We start from the raw sequence: 22,861 nt of genomic DNA, 5'->3' as shown, positions 1-22,861 counted from the left end.
GGCCAGCGGCCGGCACTACGTGATCCTGGGATGCCGGCCAGCGGCCGGCACTACCGTTACGCAGCGCGTCGCAGGGTTTCGGTCAGCGACTCGATGCTGGCGGCCTTCGGTTTGACCAGCCAGAACTTGCCGATGTAGTCGCGGAACTCGTCGAGAATCTGTTGCGCCCAGATGCTGCCGGTCAGCTCGCGATGGCGGCCGATCAGGCGGTGCAGGTGCTGGCGGTAGTTCTCGAACCCCTCGGCCGATACGCGGTGGATGTCGATCAGCTCGTGGTTGTAGCGGTCGACGAAGTCGCGGTCGACGTCCAGCACGTAGGCCAGGCCACCGGTGAAGCCGGCGCCGAAGTTCAGGCCGACCTTGCCCAGCACCAGCACCACGCCGTCGGTCATGTACTCGCAGCAGTGATCGCCGGCACCTTCCACCACCGCCAGCGCGCCGGAATTGCGCACCGCGAAGCGCTCGCCCGCGCGGCCGGCGGCAAACAGCTCGCCCCCGGTGGCGCCGTACAGGCAGGTGTTGCCGATGATGGCGGTGCTGCGGGCCTCGAAGCGCGCGCCACGCGGCGGACGCACCACCAGGCGGCCGCCGGCCATGCCCTTGCCGACGTAGTCATTGGCTTCGCCTTCCACTTCCAGGTGCAGGCCGCCGACGTTGAAGGCACCAAAGCTCTGCCCGGCGCTGCCGCGGAAGCGCAGTTCCAGCGGCGCCTCGGCCATGCCCTGGTTGCCGTGCGCACGCGCCACAGCACCGGCCAGGCGGGTGCCGATGCTGCGGTCGGTGTTGTGGATCAGGAAGCGGTGTTCGCCGCCCTGCTTGTGCTCGATGGCTGCGGCCAGCAGGCCGTCCATCTGCGTGGCCAGGCTGTCCGGCGATTCGTACAGGCGCTGCGCCGCGCAGTGGCTGCCCTCGTAGCGGCTGTCGGCCAGCAGGCGCGACAGGTCCACGCGCACGCCGTCGCGCGGCGCGGCTTCGATCTGCCGCAGCAGGTCGGTGCGGCCGACAATTTCTTCCAGCGAACGTGCGCCCAGGTAGGACAGCCAGCCACGCACTTCCTCGGCCAGCAGGCGGAAGAAGTTCTCCACGCGCTCGGGCTGGCCGGTGAAGTGGTTCTCGCGCAGGCGCTCGTCCTGGGTGGCCACGCCGGTGGCGCAGTTGTTGAGGTGGCAGATGCGCAGGTACTTGCAGCCCAGCACGATCATCGGCGCGGTGCCGAAGCCGAAGCTGTCCGCGCCCAGCAGCGCCGCCTTGACCACGTCCAGGCCGGTCTTCAGGCCGCCATCGGTCTGCAGCAGGGTGCGCCCGCGCAGGTCGTTGGCCAGCAGTGCCTGGTGCGCTTCTGCCACGCCCAGTTCCCACGGCACGCCGGCATAGCGGATCGAGCTGACCGGCGAGGCGCCGGTACCGCCGTCATGGCCGGAAATGGTGATCAGGTCCGCACCGGCCTTGACCACGCCGGCGGCAATCGTGCCCACGCCGGCATGGCTGACCAGCTTCACCGACACCAGTGCGGTCGGGTTGACCTGCTTGAGGTCGTAGATCAGCTGCGCCAGGTCTTCGATCGAATAGATGTCGTGGTGCGGGGGCGGCGAGATCAGGCCGATGCCCGGGCGCGCGTAGCGCAGGCGTGCGATCAGTTCGTTGACCTTGTGCCCGGGCAGCTGGCCGCCCTCGCCGGGCTTGGCGCCCTGCGCGACCTTGATCTGCAGCACCTCGGCATTGACCAGATATTCGGCGGTGACGCCGAAGCGGCCCGAGGCCACCTGCTTGATCTTGCTGCGCTTTGCGGTGCCATAGCGTGCCGGGTCTTCGCCACCTTCGCCGGAATTGCTGCGGCCGCCGAGGCGGTTCATGGCGATGGCCAGCGCTTCATGCGCCTCCGGCGACAGTGCGCCGAGGCTGATGGCGGCGGTATCGAAGCGCGGGAACAGTTCGCTGGCCGGGGCCACCTCGTCCAGCGGTACCGGCGTGGCCGCCGGCACCAGTTCGAGCAGGTCGCGCAGTGCCGACGGCGGCCGTGCATGCACCGCATCGCAGTACTGCTGCCACGCACGCGGGTCAGCGCTGCGCGCGGCGCGCTGCAGGGTGGTCACCACGTCCGGGTTGTACATGTGGTACTCGCCGCCGTGCACGTACTTCAGCAGGCCGCCCACGTCCACGTCCTGCTGCGCGTCCCACGCCTGCGCGCACAGTTCGCGTGCGTCGGCATCCAGACGCGCGAAGCCGGCGCCACCGATGCGCGAGGCGGTATCCGGGAAGCACAGATCGACCACTTCCGGTTCCAGGCCGATGATCTCGAACAGCTGCGCACCGCGGTAGCTGGCCACGGTACAGATGCCCATCTTCGAGATGATCTTCGACAGGCCCTTGTAGACGCCCTTGCGGTAGCGGCGGCCGATCTGCGACTGCTCGCCACCCTTGCTGAGCTTGAGGATGCCACGGCGGCCCAGGTCGAACAGGGTCTGGTAGGCCAGGTACGGGTACACCGCAGTGGCGCCGAAGCCGAGCAGGCAGGCCATGTGGTGCGGATCGCGCGCGGTGCCGGTCTCGACGATCAGGTTGACGTCGCAGCGCAGGCCCAGGTGGGAGAGGTGGTGGTGGATGGCGCTGGTGGCCAGCAGGGCATGCACCATCGGCCGCCCGGCCACCGGGTAGCGGTCGGACAGCAGCAGCATCACCATGCCCTCGCGCGCGGCCTGTTCGGCCTCGGCACAGATGCGCTCGATGCCGGCACGCAGGCCCTCGTCCTCACTGTAGGACAGGTCGAGCAGGCGGTTGGCCTGCACGTACTGGTCCATCTTCAGCAGCTGGCGCAGCTTGCGCTGGCTGAGCACCGGCGAATTGAGGATGACGTGGTTCACCGTCTCCGGGCCGGCATGGAAGATGTTGGTCTCCCTGCCGAGCTGGGTGGACAGGGACATCGCGCAGTCTTCGCGCAGTGGGTCGATGGGCGGGTTGGTGACCTGCGCGAACGCCTGGCGGAAATAGTCGTACAGCGGGCGGCTGCGCTGGCTCAGCACCGCCATCGGCGTGTCATCGCCCATCGAGCCGGTGGCTTCCTGCTCGGTCTCGGCCAGCGGCCGCAGCACCTGCTCCACTTCCTCGCTGCTGAGCTGGTACAGCTTGTGGTAGCTGCGCAGGGTGCCCTCGTCGAAGGGTTCTTCCACCAGCGACGGGTCGATCAGTTCGGTCTGCAGGTAGGTCACGCCCTGCTGCAGCCACTGCTTGTACGGTGCGCGGCCACGGTTGATGCGGTCCACCGCGTCGGAGTCGAGCAGGTCGCCACGCTTGAGGTCGATGGCCACCATCTCGCCCGGGCCCAGCTTGCCCTTGCGCACCACACGCTCGGTCGGCACTTCCCACACGCCCGCTTCGGAGGCGACCAGGAAGTGGCGGTCGGCGGTCAGCATCCAGCGCGCCGGGCGCAGGCCGTTGCGGTCCAGCGTACACACCGCATAACGGCTGTCGCAGGCGACGATGCCGGCCGGGCCATCCCACGGCTCGCTGTTCAGGCCGTGGAACTCGTAGAACGCCGCCAGGTCCGGGTCCTTGAATTCCAGTGATTGCGTAGCCGGCGGCACCAGGATGCGCAGCGCCTGGATCAGCTCCATGCCACCGGCGACCATCAGCTCCAGCATGTTGTCCAGGCTCTGCGAATCCGAACCGTGCATGGAGATGACCGGGTCGAATTCACCGATATCGAAGCGCGGCGTCTTCCACACCTTGCTGCGCGCCTGCGCCCAGCGACGGTTGCCTTCGATGGTGTTGATCTCGCCGTTGTGGGCGAGCATGCGGAACGGGTGCGCCAGCGGCCAGCGCGGCAGCGTGTTGGTGGAGAAGCGCTGATGGAACACGATGGCGCTGGAGGCCAGTTCGCGGCGTTGCAGGTCCGGGAAGAAGCGGCTGAGCTTGTCCGGCAGCACCATGCCCTTGTAGCTGATCGCATCCGGGGTGAGGGTGGTGACGTAGAAGTCGGCGTGGTCGCGCAGCTGCTGTTCGCTGCGGCGACGGGCCAGGAACAGCGCCAGCGCGAAGCCGGCATCATCCTGGCCGACGCCTGCATCGACGAATACCTGTTCGATACGCGGCAGGGTATCGCGCGCCAGCTGGCCGCAGACGCTGTCGTCGGTCGGTACCTCGCGCCAGCCGGCAACCTTGCAGCCCACCGCTTCCACCTGCGCCTGCAGTTGTGCGCGGCAGGCCTGCGCCGCGTCGGCCCCGTGCGGCAGGAACACCAGGCCGGCGGCGAAGCGCGCGGAGACCGCGATGTCGGCTTCGCTGGCCAGCAGTTTCAGGAACGCATCGGGGCGGCGCAGCAGCAGGCCGCAGCCATCACCGGTCAGGCCATCGGCGGCGACGCCACCACGGTGGGTCATGCGCGAAAGCGCGGCGATGGCGGTATCAACCAACAGGCGTGATGGTTGATCGTCGAGCTGGGCGACCATGCCAAATCCACAGGCATCGCGCTCGGAGCGCGGGTCGTAAAGCCCTTGGCGGTTGCGGGGGGCCATCTCTACCTCGATGCGGGATGAATTGAACGGGGACACTCAAGCCCGCCCAATCCCTGGAGCGCATCGTGAGGCCACCGGATGCCTCGACTAGATCACAGGTTGCTGCAGCGCCGCAATACACGGTTGCAGGTGCAACAGAACGCGCCGGCAACCCAGTGCCGGCGCGGGGCCGGACTCAGCCGCAGCGCGCGCCGCTGACTGCGCCCTTGTCGTCCACTTCGATGTTCAGGCGGTCGCCGAGGAACTCCATCGTGGCCACATCATTGGGCTTGAGCACGCGCACCTGGCTGGCGCCGGCATCTTCCTGGGCCTGCTTGCCAAGGGCATCGGTGTACGCCTGGCCGACCAGGCTCTGCACCTGGCTGGCATCGCAGGTGCCGACCGGCGGTGCCTCGGTGGCCTTGCCGGCGTCGTCGGCCGGTGCCTTGGCGGCCTCGGCGGCCTGCTGGGCATGGGCCGTGGCCGAATCCTGTTCATCCAGCGCCGGTGCCTGGCAGGCGGTCAGGGCCAGCACGGCCGGCAGCAACAGGACGGAGAGCGAACGGGCGCGAATCGGAAACGACATCATGACTCCGGAAGGGGTTGTGAAAGCCCGAGCATAGCGGCGAACCGACCCTCACGTGTTTGTCTTGTGTTATCGACAGGATCGCTGCGCCGCACCGGTGACACTGGCGGACATGCCAACACCCGCCACTCCGGAACAACAGGCCGCGCGCGCTGCGGGCCTGCGCTATGTCGATGACACCCAGCCCGGCATCAGCCGCCGCCGCGCTGGAAAGGGCTTCAGCTACCGCGATGCCGATGGCCACGCGCTGCGCGATGCCACCACTCTGCAACGCATCCGTGCGCTGGCGATTCCGCCGGCCTACACCGCGGTGTGGATCTGCGCCCATGCCAATGGCCACCTGCAGGCGACCGGCCGCGATGCGCGCGGACGCAAGCAGTACCGCTACCACGCCGACTGGGCCAAGGAGCGCGACGCCGGCAAGTTCGACCGCATCATTGCCTTTGGTGAGGCCCTGCCTGCACTGCGGCGGCGGTTGTCGCGCGATCTCAAGCGGCCCGGCTTCCCGAAAGAGAAGGTGCTGGCCATGGTGGTCGCGCTGCTGGCCGACACGCTGGTGCGGGTCGGCAATGAAACCTATGCGCAGCAGAACCGTTCGTTCGGTCTGACCACACTGCGCAACCGCCATCTGGAACTGCTGCGCGGCGGCCGGGTGCGCATGCGCTTCCGCGGCAAGTCCGGGCAGCTGCAGGAAGTGACCGTGGGCGATCGCAGGCTGGGGCTGCTGGTACGCCGCCTGCAGCAGCTGCCGGGGCAGGCGCTGTTCCAGTACCGCGATGACGACGGCGCACCGCAGCCGGTGGATTCGGGGGCGGTGAACGACTACCTGCGCGAGGTGATGGGCGAGGACTTCACCGCCAAGGATTTCCGCACCTGGGGCGGCACCGTGGCGGCGGTGCAGGCGTTTGCCGCCACCGAGCTGCCGGAACCGGCCAGCCAGCGCGCGCTGGCGCAGGCACAGCGTGCGGTGGTGTGCGAGGTGGCAGCGCTGCTGGGCAACACGCCTGCGGTATGCCGCAAGGCCTACATCGACCCGTGCGTGTTCGCCGGCTGGGAGCGCGGCGAACTGGCCAAGCTGGCCGGCCTGCGCGGGCCGCGCCAGTGGGAACAGGCCACCCTGCGCGTGCTGCGCAGGGCGCGCAGGCTCAGCCGCAGTAGATCGCGGTGATGTTGTTGGTGCGGCCCTTCTCGATGGTCAGGCGGTCGCCGCCTTCGTGGGCCGGTGGCACCCGCGGGCCGTCGTGGCGCAGCACCCGCACGTGCAGGCTGTCGCTGTCCACGCGTGCCCGCGCCACGGTGGCGTCCGAAGCGGCCAGGCCGAGTGCGCCGCGCACCATGTCGCTGTGGCACTGGCCGGAAATCACGCCGTCGATCGGCTGCACCTGGGCCATCGGCGTGCTGCTGCAGGCGGCGAGGGCAAAGCAGACGGCGGCGGTGGCGATGGCATGTTTCATGGAGGCGTTCCTTGTGTGGTTGCGTGCAGCGTGCGACGCCGCACGTGGTGGCGGAATGAATACCGTGCACATCGTGGACACGATGCGCTCACTGCCACCAACAGCATAGGCAGAGACACTGCAGGCGCGGCGGATGCCGCCCCCGGTACTGCGGCGCATGCGCCCGGTAGTGCCGGCCGCTGGCCGGCAACCCCCTTCCACTCCGAGGAGACCTGCATGGCCACCACCAGGAAAACCCCCGTCCGCCGCAAAGCCTCGCCCAAGGTGCGCAAAGGCAGCACTGCGACGAAGACCGCTGCCGACCCCGCTCGCCCACGGGTGGTGAAGACCGCAACGCGCCAGGCGGCCGCCAGCGATCCACGGGCAGCGCGCGTCGCCGCCCGGCAGCGGCGCCTGCAGGACCAGGAAAAGGCCAAGGATGTGCGCGCGGCAAAGAAGGCCACAAGGAAGACTGCGACCCAGGCAGGCGCACGCCGTCAGCCGGAGGCGATGCCAGCGCAGCAGCTGGCCAAGCCCGGGCATGAACACGAACTGGAGCTGGCGCCGCGTTTCCTCGCACCCGATTACACCGGCAGCGGCAAGCTGCAGGGCATGCGCGCGATCATCACTGGCGGCGATTCCGGCATCGGCCGTGCGGTGGCGGTGCTGTTCGCACGCGAAGGCGCGGATGTGGCGGTACTGCACCTGGACGAGGCCGAGGACGCGGACATCACCCGCCAGCACGTGGAGCGCGAAGGCGGCCGCTGCGTGGTGATCGCCGGTGATGTGCGTGATCCGCGCTTCTGCAACAAGGCGGTCAAGCAGGTAGCCAAGGCGTTCGGCGGCATCGACATCCTGGTCAACAACGCCGCGTTCCAGCTGCATTGCGAGCGGCTGGAAGACCTTGAAGACGCGCACCTGCAGGAAACACTGCAGACCAACATCGGTGGTTACATCCAGATGGCGCGCGCGGTGCTGCCGCATCTTGGCGAGGGCGCCAGCATCATCAACACCGGTTCGGAAACGGGAATCTTCGGCAGCAAGGCGCTGATCGATTACTCGGCCACCAAGGGCGCGATCCATGCGTTCACCAAGTCGCTGGCCAGCCAGCTGCTGCCGCGCGGAATCCGCGTCAACTGCGTGGCGCCTGGGCCGGTGTGGACGCCGTTGAACCCCGCCGACAAGGCGGCGCAGGACGTCGCTGAATTCGGCAAGGACAGTGACATGGGCCGGCCCGCACAACCCGAAGAACTGTCGCCGGCCTACGTATTCCTGGCCTCGCCGGTCTGTGCCAGCTACATCAGCGGGGTGATCCTGCCGGTGATGGGTGGGCCGCGAGGCTGAACAACCCTGTTGCGTGGGATCTGCTGAATGGGGCTTCGCGCAGGTGTGTGGCGTGTGTCAAGGGCTGCGCCGGTGTGGTGGGGTAGGCTGGACGCCCACACCGATCACGTTCAAGGAAAGATCATGCCGGAGATGGATATCAACGCAGCGGCCGATGAAGTCGTCGCCCTGTTGCGGCAGAACGACGCCCGTGGCGCGGCCGCGCGCCTGGAGGCCCTTCACAACGGCCAGAGTGCGGTGGTGCAGGAATCGCTGGATCGCTACATCGCGGCACGGGGTGCCACCGAGCTTGAGGCGCTGCGACGGAGCGGTGGCGTATCCGCTGCGGATGCGGCCACGGTCAACCCGATGCTGGAGCGCCTGGGTGAGGCGACGCGCCCTCCGCGCATGCCCGATGCAGCAGAGACCGCGGGCCTGAGCCAGGCCCAGCAGTACGACGTGTATGGCAGCATCGTGGCCCAGCGCGGCAACGCTGCGGCGAACGATGCGATGGCCACCCAGGATCGCGTGGTGCTGGGGTTGCGTGATGAGAACCGCACCATCGAGGCGCGCGGGCGTGGTGTCTACGACGACCGCATCGTGGTGCTGTGGAAGGATGCGCAGGGCCACGGCCATGTACGCGAGTTCAACCAGGCCACGACAGAGCCGACGGCCCAGTACGACGGTCACGCCAAGACCACGCCACGCAGCCCCGGCTTCGGCAACGTGGCACCGCGCACCAAGACCGAGGGCGAGGACGTCAACGGCGACCGGGTCAAGGATCTTGGACGGTTGGGCGAAGGCACCACCGAGATGCGCGCGACCACCCATCCGCGCAACGGCCATCCCGATGAGTTCGCGTTGCGCCCTTCGCAGGCGGCCATCACCGCCGGCGCTGGCCGGGTGGAGCGCGACAGCAATGGTGATGGCTGGTTCGATGCCCGCGATACCCAGGGCGTGCAGGACCTCAACGACACCTTCAAGATCCATCGTGGCAGCCGGTCCAACACCGATTCGGCGGGCTGCCAGACCATCGGCGGCGGCGAGTACGACGACTTCGTGGCGACGGTACGCGGCACCTCTGGGCAGAACCGTTGGCAGTATGTCCTGACCTCGGTTGCGCCGGGCCAGTCGCGCGAGCTGGGACAGGACGCGCCGCTCGCGGCCAATGACGATCCCCGGCAGCCGCAGCATCGCGACCATGCCCTGCAGCAGCAGATCAGCACGCACCTGCAGGCCTTGGGCGGACGCTACGCCGAGCACGCCGATGAATACAGTCTGGTGATGCTGCGCGAAGCGAAGGCCGCAGGCATCACCCGGGTCGACCAGATCGTGGCCAGCAATCCCAGTGGTGGCCGCGCTGCGGGCGAGACACTTTTCCTGGTGCAGGGCAGTCCGGGCGATCCCGCGGCAGTGCGCGCAGGTGTCAATGCGGCCGAGGTGCGCGAGACTGCGGTGGAAACCAGCCTGCGCCAGCTGCAGCAGCAAGCGCGCGAACAGGGGGCACCGGCGCCTGCGGCTGCACAGCAGCAGGAAGCGCCGGCAATGGGAGGGCGCTGATCGATGGTCCGTTTACCATTGATGTCCGGTCTGCCGTTGGTGTTGCTGCTGGCCTGCAGCGCCTGTGCGCCCGCGGGGGAGCGCACCGCTGCAGCCCCAGTTGCCACGCCCGCAGCGGCGCCAACCGCGCAACCTTCTTCGCCCGATCGTGGCCTGCCCGGGTTGCCGGAAGCATCCGGCAGCGCGCATGCCGGAGGCCGTCACGGCGCGCTGCCCGAGCCCGCCCTTCGAGTACTGCAGCAGTTGAAGTGCGACGTCGCCGGCGCGCACGACGCGCTGGTGGTTTCGATTCCAGGGCAGCAGGGCGGGGCCGACGTCATGGTGACCGACCAGAGTGGACCGCGCTTCCGCTACTGGTTGCGCTCGTTCTCCGGCGGTGGCGGGAAAACCGGCTATCTGGTGCAGTTGAAGGGCTGCCCGGCCATCACCACCGGCATGCGTGCCTATATCGCTGAGGGAACCGGACCGCTGCAGGACGTCACCGACGCACTGCTGGCGCAGGCCAGCCTGCCGGATGCCACGGCATTGGCGGCCTACCAGGACAAGGGCGCGGGTGAACTGTTTGCTTTCACCGGGCAGCTGGACAAGGTGCCGGTGCTGCGCTGGGTGCTCGAAGCTGATCCAGAACAGCCGCTGGGCGAGGATGCACGCACCTTCGACCATGGCAACGCCGTGCACGCCGGATTCCTGCGCTGGAACCAGGATCATTTCGAGGTGACGCAGACCCTCCCTGCAGCGCTATGGCCGTGCAACGATGGACCGTTGCTGCCATGCACGGGCGACCGCTTTGTCATCGGCCGCTGAGGCAGCACTGGCATGGAAGTCGGCGATACGTGGAATGAAGCGCTGCGGATTGGCGCCGACCAGGTTGGTCAGCACCACCACCGCCACGCCGCGCCCGGGATAGACCACGAACGCCGAGCGCGCGCCGCCGATGCCGGCCACCTGCAGGTCGGGCGCTGCCTGCAGCACTGGCCAGCCGCCCGCCCACGGACCAGCGCGGCCGTCGGCCAGGCGCTCGGCCGACCACATGCGTGCACGTGCGGCGTCACCCAGCAGGCGGCCTTCGGTCAACGCGACCAGCCAGCGTGCGGTGTCGTCGGCGGTGGTGAGGATGCCGCCGCCGGCCCACAGTGAGGGCGGTATGTCGTAGAACCAGTGCGACAGACGTGGTGGCGTGTCGGCCGCATCGGTCGCGCGCGGCGCCAGGCTGTACATCGTCGCGGCATCCGGAATCAGGTCGTAGCTGTCACCGAAGGTGGTGCGCGCCATGCGTGCACTGCTGAACTGGGCGGTGGCGAGGAACCGCTCGTAGGGCATGCCTGATTGCCGCGCGATGATCCGCGCCAGCAGCACGTAGTTGGTCTGGTTGTAGGCAAAGCGCTGCCCGGGTGCGGCTTCGACTGGTCGCGCAGTTACCTCCGTCCATGCCTGCGCTTCGGAACCACCACCCAGCAGTCCCTTCGCATCGAGGATGTCCGGAAGGCCGGAGGTGTGGGCCAGCAGCTGGCGCAGGCCCACGTCCTTCCATGCAGCAGGAAGATCATCCAGGTAGCGCGAGGCCGGCGCGTCCAGATCCAATCGCCCCTGTTCTGCCAGTTGTGCGATGGCCACCCCGGTAAAAGCCTTGGTGGCGGAGTTGAGCGGGAAGCGGGTGTCACGCGAGGCGAGCACGCCGTTTTCTACGTTGGCCAGCCCGTAGGCTTCGGACAACACGATCTGGCCGTCCTTGACCACTGCGATCTGCAGCCCGGGAATGCGCTCATCGCGCATGATCTGCCGGATCAGGCGGCGGGTCTGGTCGTTGGCCTGGTCCTGGCTGGCGGACACGGCCGGCAAGGGCGGGGCGGGCAAGGACAGGGCGGCGAACGGCAGGGCGCTGATGAGCATGAGCACGACTCGAAGCGTTGGGCGGAACATGCGGAATTCCGGCGGGCGTCGAGGATCGGATGCAGTGGGCGCGGAAAAGGTTTAAGCGGAACCTGCGTCGCGCGGTCAGGTTCAGGGCTGGCACGCAGGGCGTGCACGCGGCTAGCGGATGCGGGAGGGCGACCGTCCGAACTGCCGCTTGAACGCGGCACTGAAGCTGCTGGTATGGGCGTACCCGGCAAGGCTGGCCGCCACGTCCACCGATATCCGCCGCTGCAGCAGCGCATCGTGTGCCCGTTGCAGGCGCAGTGCACGCAGCCAGGCCGCGATGCTGCTGCCGTGCAGCTGCTGGAAGGTGCTTTGCAGGTCGACGGCGTTGGTCCCCAGCCTGCGCGCCATCTGGTTGATGGTCAGGCCATCGGCCTCGCCGCTCTGCAGCCACTGCTGCAACTGGTCCACGCAACGCCGCAGATGCGTGCTGGGGCCAGGTGCGTCGCGCTCGGCGACCACGGAACGGACAACGCTGGCTGCGACCTCCAGCGCAAAACTCTCGCGCTGCAGGCTGGCCAGCAGAGGCGGCTCCGCCGCTTCCGTCCCGAACAACGCAGCAGCTCGCCGCAGCAGCGGCGCAGGCGGCTGCCACGCCTGGTTGCGCGCGTGGCTCAGCCGCAGGCGGCTGAGACCGGCCGAGGCAATGCCATCGAGCTGGCGCGACAGCCAGTCCCGGCTGAGGTGCAGGCTGACCTTGGTTTCCTCACGACCCGCCTGCCAGTGGCGCTGGAACGCTTCCTCCTCGCGAAGGTGGACCAGCATCGCCGGGCTCCCGGCCCGGCGGCTGTCCATCTGCAGGCGCTGGTTGGCGATGACCACTTCGGCCTGTCCCTGCAGCAGGAAACTGGCGGTGAGCCCCGCAGGCAGGCAGTTCTGGCTGCGGCCGCCGACCATGTCCTGGCTGCGGCTGAGATAGAGCACCAGGCCGCTGTCCATCGACTGCACCTTCTGCCAGCCGGCCAGCACCGGCAGCGCATCGGGAAGGCCCGATTCAAAGTCGACCCGGCCGCCCAGCGCGTGGGCGGCGCTCATCAGTTCGGCGCAGGAATAGACCTGCATGCAAGGCACCCACGAATGCTGTCGTGCCTAAATTTTCTTTCGTCGCGCCTAAACTTGCAATCGTATTGCAAATTATTCTCATTTGCGGGGCTGGGCCACTGCCCCTTTCCCCTGTTCAGCAAGAAGGTCGATGGCAATGGGTCTGGTGATCAACGAGGCGGCGGTGCTGCGTGCCGTCTTCCATGGCGCGGTGGATGCGGACCAGATCCGGTACTGGCTGGACCGCGTGCAGGCGCTGATCGAGGCCCACCGTCCCTTCTACTTCATTGCCAGCACCGCGCCCGGTGCCACCTTCTGCGACGATTACCGTGCCCTGCAGGCGGTCTGGTACAAGCAGTACAAGGCCGCCTTCCGGCAGTACTGCCGGGGCCTGGTACGCATCGCCAGCGATGCCGCCGAGCGGCAGCGGCTGGACACCCCGGCGCTGCACGCGGCCTGGGCCGTGCCTTACTTCGTCACCACCGATGCCGGCGCGGGCATGCGCTGGATTGGCGAGCACCTGGAGCAGGCCGATGCGCACTGAGCGCGCCGCCGCTTCGCCATTCGGCCTGGGGGTGATTGTCGCGCTGTACATGGCGCATGCGCTGCCCCTGTATTTCTACAACGTGGCGGTGCCCGCCATCCTGCGCAGCCAGGGCGTGGACCTGCGCTGGATCGGCATGCTGTCGCTGCTGTACCTGCCGTGGGCGCTGAAGTTCCTGTGGGCACCGCTGGTGGACCGTTGGCACCTGCCCGCCCTCGGCCGCCGCCGCAGCTGGCTGTGGCTGACGCAACTGTTGCTGCTGGCCGGCATCCTGGTGCTGGCGTTCACTGGCCTGGATCATGGCCTGGTCGTGTTCGTGCTGGTCGGCATGTGGATCTCGAGCATTGCCGCCACCCAGGACATCGCCATCGACGGTTACACCGTGGAGGCGCTGGCGCCGGCCGAGCACCGGTTGGGCAGCATGGCGCAGAGCGTGGGCGTGGCCCTGGGCAGCATGATTGGTGGCGCCGGCGTGCTGTGGCTGTATGAAACCCGCGGCTGGACCGTGGCCCTGCTGAGCCTGGCCGCGATGAGCGCACTGACCCTGCTGGCAGTGCAGCAGATCAATGAAACGCCGGCCAGGCCCGACGCGCCGCGGCCGAGCATCCTGCGCGCGCTGCGCCGTCGCGAACTGCGCTGGGCGCTGCTGCTGATCGTGCTTTACCGGTTGGTGGAAGCGCCGGCCATGGCGATGATCAACCCGCTGCTGGTCGACCAGCAGTTCAGCCTGACCGAGATCGGGTTGCTGATCTCGGTGGGCGGTGCCGGCACCGGCATGCTGGCAGCCGTGGGCGCCGCCTGGCTGCTAAAGCAGCACCGGGCCGAGCAGCTGTTGATGCATGCCGGCTGGTGGCGCACGGCGCTGTACGTGCTGCTGGCATTGATGCTGTACAGCGGCGCGCTTGCGACCTCGCGGCTTGGCCTGGGCGCGCTGGTGATCGCTCTTCTGGCGCTGCGCTATGTGGCGATGACCAGCCTGTATGCCTTGTTCATGCGGGTCAGCTCGCGTGCGCAGGCCGGCACCGACTTCACCCTGCTGGTGTGCTTCGAGCTGCTGGTCAATTTCATCGGCGGCGCATTGTCCGGCTTCCTCGCCAAGGGCATGGGCTACCCCACCTACTACATCGCGCTGGCCACGGTTTCGGCGCTTGGACTGCTGTTGTGCCGGCCGCTGATGCGCCGCTTCGCAGCACCCACGAACTCCCCCTGATACGCAACGAGGACACCATGCGGCATACCGCAGCAACCCTTCCGCTGGCTGTGCTGGCGATGGCCATCAGTGGCCAGCTGGCGGCGCAGAATGCGTCTGCTACGTCCGGCACCCGGCAACTGGATGCGGTGAGTGTCACCGCCGTGCGAGGTGCACGCAGCGTGGCTGAGATCGCCGGTACCGTGTATGCCATCGAGCACGAACAGATTGCCCAGCAGATCACCGCCGGGCGCAGCACCGCCGACATCCTCGGCCAGCTGGTGCCGTCGCTGGCGCCGGCCAGCGGTACCACCAGCAACTACGGCATGACCATGCGTGGCCGCAGCGTGCAGGTGATGATCGATGGCGTGCCGTTGACCGGCGCACGCGATGGGTCGCGCCAGCTCAACAGCATCTCGCCGACCATGATCGAGCGCATCGAGGTGATCTCCGGCGCCACCGCGCTGTATGGCGCCGGTGCCAGTGGCGGCATCATCAACATCATCACCCTGCAGCCCGGCGAGCAGCCGGTGCAGCTGGCCAGCCAGTTCGGCCTGCGCAGTCCCTCGCATCTGTCCAGTGACACGCTGGCCTGGAACGCCGCGCAGACCATGACCGTGCGCGGCGATCAGTTCAGTGGCGCGTTCGGCTTCGCCTATGGCCGGCAGGGCGCATCGCTGGATGCGCATGGCCGTCGCATCGGCCCGGAGATCGCGCAGACCGATCGGCAGGACACCGAGACCCGCGAACTCAATGCGCGCTTGGACTGGACCCCGACGGACAGCCAGCGGTTGAGCGTCGGCGTACGCTGGTTCGACGATCAGCAGGACAGTGATCACGGCCCTGACTATGGCCCGCGCCTGGCCGCGCTGTTCAACCCTGCATTCACGCCCAGCCACCAGGCGCTGCCCGGCCTGCAGCTGGAGGCGCAGCCGCGGACCCGGCACCAGGGAGTGAATGTGCAGTATCGCAACCGCGACCTGCCGGGTGGGCAGGAACTGAGCGTGGAAGCCTATTACCGCAACGAGCAGGGGCGCTGGTTCCCGTCGGTGTCGACCCTGGTGCACCCGGCGCTGCGTGGTGGCTTCGCCTATGTGGCGATGCAGTCCAACACCGACATTGATGTCTGGGGCCTGCGCAGCGCGCTGCACAAGGATTTCCAGGTCGGTGGCCGCAGCCTGCAGCTGTCGTATGGCGTGGACCATGAACGCGAGCAGGATCGCCAGCGCGGGCAGATGTATGACATCAACCGCTTCATCGCCAGCAATGGTCTCGACTACCAGCCCACCGCGCAGTACGCGATGGGGCCGGACGTGCGCGTGGATACCACCGGCCTGTTCCTGCAGGCCGATCATTCGCTGGGTGAGCGCTTCAGCGTGCAGGCCGGCGTGCGCCACCAGATCCTGCGCAACCGCGTAGAAGACTCGCTTCCCTACACCGAAGCGATCACCGCCGATGCCGTTGCCGGGTACCAGCCGCGCTTGCTGCAGGGTGGCCGCGTGCGCCACTCGCAGACCCTGTTCAATGCCGGCGTGGTGTACCGGCTGGATGCATCGCAACAGCTGTTCGCCAACGTCTCGCAGGGCTTCAGCCTGCCCGACACCCAGCGCATGCTGCGCGATGTACCGGCAAGCTTCGTCATCGACAGCCGCAATATTGGCCCGATCAAGGTCGACAGCTACGAGCTGGGCTGGCGCCGCAGTGATGCATTGCTGCAGAGCGCAGTGACCGCGTTCTACAACCGCTCGGACAAGACCGTGCAGTTCAACCGCGACTACAGCGTGTCGGTGGCCGACACCGACGAGCGGGTGTGGGGCGTGGAGGCCAACCTGCGTTACACGCCGACCGCACCGCTGGAGCTGGGCGCCAGCCTTGCCAGCACCCGTGGCCAGTACCGCGACGCTGCCGGACGCTGGCGTGAGCTCAATGCGTTCCGCGTTTCACCCTTGAAGGCGGGTGTGCACGGGCAGTGGCGCTTCGCCAACGACAGCCTGCTGCGACTGCAGGGGCAGGTCGTCGGTGGGACCGATCGCGCCTGGCGTGATGCACCGGCTGCTGCGATCAGCCCGAGCATCCGCGCAACCCCGGCCGCGAAGATCCACGGCTATGCGGTGTTCGACCTGATCGGCGAAGTACCGCTGGCCGGAGGTCGTTTCAGCGTGGGCGTCTACAACCTGGCCGATCGTGACTACCGCACGGTCTATGGCCAGCAGGCCGAGGCGACCTACGGAAAGATGTCCAGCCTGCCGGCGGCGGGGCGGACCTTCTCGATCGGGTACCGGGTGGAGTACTGAGGGAGGCGACCACCGCCCTACCGTTCGTCGGCCCATGACTTCCGGGGGGTTGACTACAGTTGTCGTCACGCAGACAGTGGCGACACGTGTAGTCAAGGGAGTGGTGTCATGCGTGGCAAGACGATCGGGGACCAGGAGCTGGCCCTGCTGCAGTACATCGATGAACATGCGCCGGCCAGCGTCGGCGAAGTCGCCAATGGCTACGGGGAGGCCCGTGGCCTGGCCCGTTCCACCGTGCTGACGATGATGGAGCGGCTGCGGGCGAAGGGGTATCTTCAGCGCCAGCAGCAGGACGGCGTCTACCGCTACCAGGCCACCCGTGGCCCGCAGAGCGTGCTGCAGGGTGCCGTGGCCCAGTTCGTCGACAACACCCTGCAGGGCTCGGTGTCGCCGTTCGTGGCCTACCTGTCGCAGCGCCAGCAGGTCAGCGACAACGAGCTGGCCGAGCTGGAAGCGCTGGTCGCCCAACTCCAATCGCGTCGCCACGAGGGCTGAGCCATGGACACCACGATGCTGATCCCGATGTTGGAACGGCTGGGCTGGACCAGCCTGCAGACCGTGCTGCTGGTGGCCCTGGTATACGGCCTGTGCCGCGCGCTGCCGTCGCTGTCGGCGGCTACCCGCTGCCGCCTGTGGTGGCTGGTGTCGCTGCAGGCCGTGCTCGGCCTGTTCTGGAGCCAGCCGTTGCAGTTGGCCTGGCTGCCGGCCCCCCAGGCCGTGGCGATGACCGCCACCGACGTTGCCGCCGATCTGGTCTATCCGCTGGCGCCGGAGGCCTCGGCGCAGCTGCTGGCGACGATGCCGATGCCTGCAGCGGACGTGCCGTCGGTGGCGTGGTGGGCCGTTGCACTGGCCGCGCTGTGGGCGTCCGGCGTGCTGCTGATGGCTGTGCGAACCTTCGGTGAGTGGCGCCGTTGCCGCGCGCTGCTGGCCGCCGCCTATCCCTGCGAGGACGAGGCGCTGGTGCAGGCCCTGCAGCTGGCCTCCGATGCGCACGGCGTGCGCCCTGCACCGCGGCTTTGGATGAGCACGCAGGTGGACTCGCCGCAGCTGGTCGGGCCGTTCCGCCCGGTGCTGCTGCTGCCGGCCGGCGACAATGCCCTGCAGGGTGACGCGCTGGACCTGGCACTGACCCACGAACTGCAGCACCTGCAGCGGCGTGACCTGCAATGGGGCCTGCTGCCCGCACTGGCCCAGCACCTGTTCTTCTTCCACCCGCTGTTGCGCCTGTCGGTGCGCGAATACGCCCAGGCCCGCGAGGAAGCCGTGGATGCGGCGGTGGTCGGCCAGCACGGCGCCAGCCGCCAGGCCTATGGCCGCCTGTTGCTGCAGCTGGGCGTGGCCCCGCAGCCGCATCTGGGCGTGGCCAGCGCCGCACCGAGCACCACCAGTCTCAAGCGTCGCCTGCTCTCGCTGCAGTCGCACCGGTCCTGCCCGCGCATCCTGGCGATGGCGCTGACCGCTGTGGTGGTGGTGGTGGGCGTGGCGCCGATGCGACTGGTCGCAGCGCCAGTGCCGCCGGCTCCGCCCGCACCACCGGCCGCCCCGAAGGCCGTGGTGCCGCCGCCGCCGAAGGCCCCGGAAGCACCGCCCGCACCGCCCTCGGCCGCGCGCGTTCCGGCCGTGCCGGTGGCTCCCGCACCGCCCGCCGAACCAGCCGATATGGAAGAACCGTCCGGTCCTGACGATGCCGACGTGGCCTACGTCGACGATGCCGCTGGCATGGATGAGGACCATGACGGCACGACCACCACGACCTCCATCACGACCTACGGTCGCCTCGATCTGGGCAAGTCGCCCCGGGAGGCCTTCGTGCTGGTCGATGGTGACTCGACCTTCGCCAACGGAGGCATGGACGACGTGACGGTGGCCCGCAGGCAGCTCGGCAAGGGCCCCGCACTGTGGTTCCGTCAGGGTGACAAGCGTTACGTGGTGCGCGACCCGATGTTGATCCAGTCGCTGCAGCGCGCCTATGCCGGTGCGGCGGACCTCGGTCGCCAGCAGAGCGAACTGGGCCGCCAGCAGAGTGCGCTGGGCCGCCAGCAGAGCGACCTCGGCAAGCAGATGGGTGAGATGGGGCGTCTGCAGGGTGAAGAGGCGCGCCGCATCGCACTTGCCGCCGCCGAGGCAGCACGCAATGCGATGGCCGCCCACGACATCAACCGTGAGGCCGCCGCAGAAGCAGCGAAGGCGGCGCGCGGTGCGACCCACGATGTGGCCGTTGCGCGAGAGGCTGCACGCGAGGCTGCCGCCGAGGCACGTCGTGCGATGCAGGAAGCCCGCAGCGAGGCCGCGCAATCCGGCCGCACCCGTGACATGCAGCGCCTGGCCAGCCAGCAGTCTGAACTGGCCAGCCGTCAGGCGGCACTGGGCAGCCAGCAGGCCGCGTTGGGCGAGCGCCAGGCGCGTGTGCATGCGCAGGCATCGCAGCAGGCACAGCAGGTGATCGCGCGCGCACTGGCCAGTGGCAAGGCCGAGCGCCTCTGATCGGTAGTGCCGGCCGCGGGCCGGCAATGTGGGGTGCCGGCCAGCGGCCGGCACTACCCTGGGGCGATCAACCGCAGCTGGCGCGCTCGATACGGTTCTGCGCATCCACCTGCACGGTCACGCGATCCTGGCGGAAGTCCATGGTCACCGCCATGCCGGGCTTGACCACCCGTGCACCGCGTGCGCCGCTGGCGCTGACCAGCTGCTTCACCGTGGCTTCGTCGGCGGTCTTGCCGGTGAATGCTTCAAGCTTGTCGGGCTGGCACTCATGCGGGCCATCGGCCGCCGGTGGCGGCGTGGTCTCATGCGCGGTACTGCTGCCGGCATGGCTGCAGGCAGCCAGTGGCAGGATGGCGAGCAGGACCAGGGGATTGAGGCGCATCGTCGGGCTCCAGGCGTGGATGGTGGCGGCAGTGTCGCCGCTGCCACCGTCAGGCCGCGTCAACGCCTACTGCCCGACCAGCGCCAGCGTCTCGCGCTCGCGCTGTTCCTCGTGCACCAACCGCTGCAGCAGCAGGGCCAGGGTTACCACATCCTGGTGGTTGTGGTCGGCCACCCGGCGCAGGTTCACCGCATCGCCCCCGCGCAGGAAGCGCAGCCAAGCGCCCGGTGCTTCAGAACCGGGCAGATCGTCCTCGCGCACCACGCGCAGCAGCTGGCGTTCGATGGTGGACAGCTTGCAGTTCTCCCACGTGCCGCGATAGCGGCGGCGGGTCGGATAGAGCAGGTCGACGTGATCCAGTGCGCTGATCGGGCAACGCTGGCGTGCCAGCCGGTAGCGGGCCTTCAGCAGCGGCGCATCGTAGCTGCGGCCGTTGTAACTGCAGAACACGGTGGAGGGCTGCAGCCAGCGGGCGAAGGTGGCCAGCATCGCGTCCTCGGCGGCCATCGTCGACATCAGCAGCTGGCGGATGCGCAGGCCTTCACCACGTTGCGGACACACGTGCCAGTCGGCCGCGCCGATCATGAAGGCACGGGTGCCGGTGCCGCCGGCCAGGCCGGTGGTCTCGGTATCGAAGAACAGCAGATCGCGTGCGGCCACGTGCTGGTCCTCGCGCTTGGCGAAGGCCAGCGACAGCGGGGCGGTGGGGATCGGTTGCGGCTGCAGCGATTCGATCAGGAACAGGCCCGGCTCGATTTCCTCACCGGGCAGCTGGCGATCCTGTGCACTGGCGCGTGCCGGCGCGGCTCCACCGCGCGAACGCAGGCCGAGCAGGCGATGCAGGCTGCCTACTTCCGGCCGCCGCAGCGTCGCCGGTGTGGAGGCCGCAGCGCCGGTCGGCTTGTGGCGGATTTCCTGTTCGACCCAGGCGAACACCGAACGCTCGGCCGGTGGTTGCCGCGCATCGTTGGCGGCCACGGGTGCCGGAGGTGCAGGAGGCACGTCCGGCGCGGCCGGTGTACTCGCCTTCGGGTCGCCGGCCTGCCTGCGCAGCAGGCGCAGCTTGTCCAGGCTCAGGCTCACAGGGCCAGCAGCTCCATCGGATCGCGCGTGGTCACCACCACGTCGGGCACATGCTGGCAGGCGTCGGCATCGAACAGGTCGAGCACGCGCAGCGCCAGCGCACGCGGCGAAGTCTCATCTTCTTCCTGAGCGGCCAGTACGGGGCCCACGCAGGCCGGGCAGCCGGCCTTGCAGTCGCAGCGCTGCACCAGTTCGCGCGCGCGCTGCACCAGCTCGGCCTGGCGTTGCCACAGCGGCTCGCTGAGGCCGACGCCACCGGGGAAGTTGTCGTACAGGTACACGGTGGGCACGAACTCCTGCAGCAGCTCCACCACACCGGGATCGCCCTCGCTGCCGCGCAGCTGGCCACGGCCGCTCTGGTCGGCGATCGCGAACCAGGAGCCATCGCCGTTGCCCACCGACTTCTGCAGGTCGCGTGCATCGGCCATCACCGCCACGGTGGCGACGATGTGCAGCGCGTACGCCGCGCCGAGGAATCCATCCAGCGCATCCTGCTTGCTGGCGAACGCGCGAAGCAGCAGCGCCTGCGGCAGCTGCCACCACACCGCAGTGGTGTGCAGTTCCTGGTCGGGCAGGTTCACCGGGCCGTAGCCGATGTTCTCGTGCGTGTAGTAGCGGATCTTCTTGTAGCCCGCCACGCGGCGTACCACGTGCACTTCGCCATGGTGCGAATCGCCACGCCCGGCCACGCCGCCATCGAAGCGGTCCAGCACCTTGAGCTTGGTAAAGTCGATGCTGTCGGTGTAGTAATCCACGTGGGTGCGCGTGACGTAGGCCTTGCGGCCTTCCCAGTCCAGCGTTTCCACCTGGTAGGGCGTGGACTGCACCATGTGGATCGCGCCTTCGTACAACGTGAGCGCGGCCGCGGAATAGTCGACCTCGGCGATGATCTGCTGGCGGCCATCGCTGCGGTCGACCACCACGAAGTTGCCATCGGCCACCGCACGCAGGCTGACCGCGTTGGCCGGGTAGCTGTCGGCGATCCATTCCCAGCGCTCGCCCTCGCGGTGGATGACTTCGGTTTCGGCCAGCGCTTCCAAAAACACTTCCGGATCGATCGGGCCGAAGCCATCGCCGACCCGGAACGGCAGCTCGAAGGCCGCGCAGCGGATGTGGTCGAACAGAATCAGCGGCTGCTCCGGCGCGATGCGCGCGTGTTCGGGCGAGGCCTCGGCGAAGAAATCCGGATGGCGTACCACGTACTGGTCCAGCGGCTGCGAGCTGGCCACCATCACCCCCAGCGCGGGCTGCTGGCGGCGACCGGCGCGGCCGAAGCGCTGCCAGGTGGCAGCGACGCTGCCGGGGTAGCCATTGAGGATGACCACGTCGAGGCTGCCGATATCCACGCCCAGCTCCAGCGCCGAGGTGCTGACGATGCCGTCGATGTTGCCGGCGCGCATCGCACGTTCGGTCTCGCGGCGTTCGGTGGGCAGGTAGCCACCGCGGTAGGCGCGGATGCGGGGCGGCTTGCGCGGGTCGTGGTCGAAGATGTCCTTCAGGTACTTGGTCAGCACTTCCACCATCAAGCGTGTCTGCGCGAACACAAGTGTCTTCAGCCCGGACTTGATCGCGATGCGCGCGATGCGGTTGCTCTGCGAGCGTGCCGAGGCGCGCAGACCCAGGTCCGGGTTGATCACCGGCGGGTTCCACAGCAGCACTTGTTTCGGCCCGCTGGGCGCGCCGGATTCGGTGATGGCGGTGACCGGTGCCTCGATCAACGCCTCGGCATGCGCCTGCGGATTGCCGATGGTGGCCGAGCACAGGATGAACTGCGGTTGCACGCCGTAGAACGCGCAGATGCGCTTGAGCCGGCGCAGCACGTTGGTGACGTGGCTGCCGAACACGCCGCGGTAGGTGTGTACCTCGTCGATGACGATGTAGCGCAGGTTCTCGAAGAACTGCGCCCACTTGGTGTGATGCGGCAGGATGGCCTGGTGCAGCATGTCCGGGTTGGACACCACGATGTCGCCGTGCAGGCGGATCGCCTGCCGCGCATCGCCGGGGGTGTCGCCATCGAAGGTGAAGGCCTTTACGCCCAGGTCGCCGGCACGGTTGAGTTCCAGCAGCTCGGCCACCTGGTCCTGGGCCAGCGCCTTGGTCGGGAACAGGTACAGCGCCTTGGCCTTGTCCTGCATCGCGGCGCTGACCACCGGCAGGGTGTAGCACAGCGACTTGCCGCTGGCGGTGGGGGTGACGATGGCCACGTGCTCGCCGCGCTGGCTGGCCTCCCACGCTTCGGCCTGGTGGCTGTAGAGCTGCTCGATGCCACGCGCCTTCAGTGCTGCGGCCAGTGCCGGTGGCACCGTGTCGGGAATGGCGGCGTAGCGGCCCTCGCGGCCGGGAATGGCGAAGCTGCCGGTGATGCGGTCCTGGTAGCGGCGCTGCAGGCGTGCACTGAGCAGGGCGCCGTCGCGGGCGGGCAGGCCATCGCGGGTGGCGAGCTTCTGCTCGGCATCGGCGGTGCGCTTGGCGAGTTCGTAAGCCATGGAAGATGGAGCCGGGACGGATTGCGAGGAGTCACATGGCACCACA

17 protein-coding genes are annotated in these 22,861 nt (G+C 68.5%); 9 read left to right on the top strand and 8 right to left on the bottom strand.

From position 1 onward, the window contains the following. Positions 1–56 precede the first annotated feature (56 nt). Entirely contained in the window at positions 57–4,511 is a 4,455-nt protein-coding gene (gene gltB, locus AC5P57_RS18960) for a glutamate synthase large subunit (protein ID WP_262235892.1), read from the bottom strand. Positions 4,512–4,686: 175 nt separating this feature from the next. Further along, positions 4,687–5,076, bottom strand: a complete 390-nt coding sequence (locus tag AC5P57_RS18955) for an I78 family peptidase inhibitor (RefSeq protein WP_099552806.1) — start codon at positions 5,074–5,076, stop codon at positions 4,687–4,689. Between the two features lie 112 nt (positions 5,077–5,188). On the opposite strand from AC5P57_RS18955, the gene AC5P57_RS18950 reads away from it, so the two are divergent. Next, positions 5,189–6,244 carry a DNA topoisomerase IB gene (locus AC5P57_RS18950; RefSeq protein WP_099552787.1) on the top strand — a complete coding sequence of 352 codons (1,056 nt, stop codon included), beginning with the start codon at positions 5,189–5,191 and terminating at the stop codon, positions 6,242–6,244. Here the strand turns inward: AC5P57_RS18950 and AC5P57_RS18945 are convergent. Continuing rightward, positions 6,222–6,530, bottom strand: coding sequence for a putative periplasmic lipoprotein (locus tag AC5P57_RS18945; RefSeq protein ID WP_099552786.1), 309 nt, complete (start codon positions 6,528–6,530; stop codon positions 6,222–6,224). The two genes, AC5P57_RS18950 and AC5P57_RS18945, sit on opposite strands and share 23 nt — an antisense overlap. A 216-nt stretch (positions 6,531–6,746) precedes the next feature. On the opposite strand from AC5P57_RS18945, the gene AC5P57_RS18940 reads away from it, so the two are divergent. The 3 genes from AC5P57_RS18940 (at position 6,747) to AC5P57_RS18930 (ending at position 10,196) form a co-directional block, all read left to right on the top strand. After that, entirely contained in the window at positions 6,747–7,853 is a 1,107-nt protein-coding gene (locus AC5P57_RS18940; RefSeq protein ID WP_262235889.1) for an SDR family oxidoreductase, read from the top strand. Between the two features lie 123 nt (positions 7,854–7,976). Further along, positions 7,977–9,392 (top strand): XVIPCD domain-containing protein, encoded by a 1,416-nt coding sequence (locus tag AC5P57_RS18935; RefSeq protein ID WP_262235887.1) that lies wholly within the window; start codon positions 7,977–7,979, stop codon positions 9,390–9,392. 21 nt (positions 9,393–9,413) lie between these two features. After that, on the top strand, positions 9,414–10,196 hold the full coding sequence (locus tag AC5P57_RS18930) for a hypothetical protein (RefSeq protein WP_239503810.1): 783 nt from the start codon (positions 9,414–9,416) through the stop codon (positions 10,194–10,196). Here AC5P57_RS18930 and AC5P57_RS18925 read toward each other — a convergent pair. Continuing rightward, on the bottom strand, positions 10,131–11,282 hold the full coding sequence (locus AC5P57_RS18925; protein WP_099552805.1) for a serine hydrolase domain-containing protein: 1,152 nt from the start codon (positions 11,280–11,282) through the stop codon (positions 10,131–10,133). The two genes, AC5P57_RS18930 and AC5P57_RS18925, sit on opposite strands and share 66 nt — an antisense overlap. 141 nt (positions 11,283–11,423) lie before the next feature. Continuing rightward, a complete protein-coding gene (locus AC5P57_RS18920) occupies positions 11,424–12,371 on the bottom strand; it encodes a helix-turn-helix transcriptional regulator (RefSeq protein WP_262235886.1) in 948 nt (315 codons plus the stop codon). 130 nt (positions 12,372–12,501) lie between these two features. Here AC5P57_RS18920 and AC5P57_RS18915 point away from each other — a divergent pair, with 130 nt between their 5' ends. The 5 genes from AC5P57_RS18915 to AC5P57_RS18895 all read left to right on the top strand — a co-directional run bounded on the left by AC5P57_RS18915 (position 12,502) and on the right by AC5P57_RS18895 (position 18,864). Next, entirely contained in the window at positions 12,502–12,894 is a 393-nt protein-coding gene (locus AC5P57_RS18915; RefSeq protein WP_262235884.1) for a hypothetical protein, read from the top strand. Next, on the top strand, positions 12,884–14,104 hold the full coding sequence (locus AC5P57_RS18910) for an MFS transporter (protein WP_262235883.1): 1,221 nt from the start codon (positions 12,884–12,886) through the stop codon (positions 14,102–14,104). The genes AC5P57_RS18915 and AC5P57_RS18910 overlap by 11 nt, the downstream gene beginning before the upstream one ends. Positions 14,105–14,121: 17 nt before the next feature. Further along, positions 14,122–16,377: a TonB-dependent receptor gene (locus AC5P57_RS18905; RefSeq protein ID WP_099552803.1), complete on the top strand. Its 2,256-nt coding sequence runs from the start codon at positions 14,122–14,124 to the stop codon at positions 16,375–16,377. Between the two features lie 108 nt (positions 16,378–16,485). After that, complete coding sequence (locus tag AC5P57_RS18900; RefSeq protein ID WP_099552780.1) at positions 16,486–16,872, top strand: BlaI/MecI/CopY family transcriptional regulator; 387 nt, start codon at positions 16,486–16,488, stop codon at positions 16,870–16,872. A gap of 3 nt (positions 16,873–16,875) precedes the next feature. Continuing rightward, a complete protein-coding gene (locus AC5P57_RS18895; RefSeq protein WP_262235881.1) occupies positions 16,876–18,864 on the top strand; it encodes a M56 family metallopeptidase in 1,989 nt (662 codons plus the stop codon). A 67-nt stretch (positions 18,865–18,931) separates the two neighbouring features. Here the strand turns inward: AC5P57_RS18895 and AC5P57_RS18890 are convergent, their stop codons facing one another. The 3 genes from AC5P57_RS18890 to AC5P57_RS18880 all read right to left on the bottom strand — a co-directional run bounded on the left by AC5P57_RS18890 (position 18,932) and on the right by AC5P57_RS18880 (position 22,815). Next, the gene (locus AC5P57_RS18890) at positions 18,932–19,246 is read right to left on the bottom strand and encodes an I78 family peptidase inhibitor (protein ID WP_099552778.1); all 315 of its coding nucleotides are present in this window, start codon (positions 19,244–19,246) and stop codon (positions 18,932–18,934) included. A 66-nt stretch (positions 19,247–19,312) separates the two neighbouring features. Further along, positions 19,313–20,329 (bottom strand): ribonuclease H-like domain-containing protein, encoded by a 1,017-nt coding sequence (locus tag AC5P57_RS18885; RefSeq protein ID WP_099552777.1) that lies wholly within the window; start codon positions 20,327–20,329, stop codon positions 19,313–19,315. Further along, complete coding sequence (locus tag AC5P57_RS18880; RefSeq protein ID WP_262235880.1) at positions 20,326–22,815, bottom strand: DEAD/DEAH box helicase; 2,490 nt, start codon at positions 22,813–22,815, stop codon at positions 20,326–20,328. The genes AC5P57_RS18885 and AC5P57_RS18880 overlap by 4 nt, the downstream gene beginning before the upstream one ends. Positions 22,816–22,861: the final 46 nt, after the last annotated feature.

Source organism: Stenotrophomonas sp. YJH_SMC_79 (genome assembly GCF_059367995.1).
Note: the sequence above shows the minus strand (reverse complement) of the source record. Positions and strands in the feature narration are given on the sequence as shown.

Excerpts from the sequence above, each read along its gene's own strand:
- gltB (WP_262235892.1), bottom strand. The coding sequence starts at position 4,511 with ATGGCCCCCCGCAACCGCCAAGGGCTTTACGACCCGCGCTCCGAGCGC.
- AC5P57_RS18955 (WP_099552806.1), bottom strand. The coding sequence starts at position 5,076 with ATGTCGTTTCCGATTCGCGCCCGTTCGCTCTCCGTCCTGTTGCTGCCG.
- AC5P57_RS18950 (WP_099552787.1), top strand. The coding sequence starts at position 5,189 with ATGCCAACACCCGCCACTCCGGAACAACAGGCCGCGCGCGCTGCGGGC.
- AC5P57_RS18945 (WP_099552786.1), bottom strand. The coding sequence starts at position 6,530 with ATGAAACATGCCATCGCCACCGCCGCCGTCTGCTTTGCCCTCGCCGCC.
- AC5P57_RS18940 (WP_262235889.1), top strand. The coding sequence starts at position 6,747 with ATGGCCACCACCAGGAAAACCCCCGTCCGCCGCAAAGCCTCGCCCAAG.
- AC5P57_RS18935 (WP_262235887.1), top strand. The coding sequence starts at position 7,977 with ATGCCGGAGATGGATATCAACGCAGCGGCCGATGAAGTCGTCGCCCTG.
- AC5P57_RS18930 (WP_239503810.1), top strand. The coding sequence starts at position 9,414 with ATGTCCGGTCTGCCGTTGGTGTTGCTGCTGGCCTGCAGCGCCTGTGCG.
- AC5P57_RS18925 (WP_099552805.1), bottom strand. The coding sequence starts at position 11,282 with ATGCTCATCAGCGCCCTGCCGTTCGCCGCCCTGTCCTTGCCCGCCCCG.
- AC5P57_RS18920 (WP_262235886.1), bottom strand. The coding sequence starts at position 12,371 with ATGCAGGTCTATTCCTGCGCCGAACTGATGAGCGCCGCCCACGCGCTG.
- AC5P57_RS18915 (WP_262235884.1), top strand. The coding sequence starts at position 12,502 with ATGGCAATGGGTCTGGTGATCAACGAGGCGGCGGTGCTGCGTGCCGTC.
- AC5P57_RS18910 (WP_262235883.1), top strand. The coding sequence starts at position 12,884 with ATGCGCACTGAGCGCGCCGCCGCTTCGCCATTCGGCCTGGGGGTGATT.
- AC5P57_RS18905 (WP_099552803.1), top strand. The coding sequence starts at position 14,122 with ATGCGGCATACCGCAGCAACCCTTCCGCTGGCTGTGCTGGCGATGGCC.
- AC5P57_RS18900 (WP_099552780.1), top strand. The coding sequence starts at position 16,486 with ATGCGTGGCAAGACGATCGGGGACCAGGAGCTGGCCCTGCTGCAGTAC.
- AC5P57_RS18895 (WP_262235881.1), top strand. The coding sequence starts at position 16,876 with ATGGACACCACGATGCTGATCCCGATGTTGGAACGGCTGGGCTGGACC.
- AC5P57_RS18890 (WP_099552778.1), bottom strand. The coding sequence starts at position 19,246 with ATGCGCCTCAATCCCCTGGTCCTGCTCGCCATCCTGCCACTGGCTGCC.
- AC5P57_RS18880 (WP_262235880.1), bottom strand. The coding sequence starts at position 22,815 with ATGGCTTACGAACTCGCCAAGCGCACCGCCGATGCCGAGCAGAAGCTC.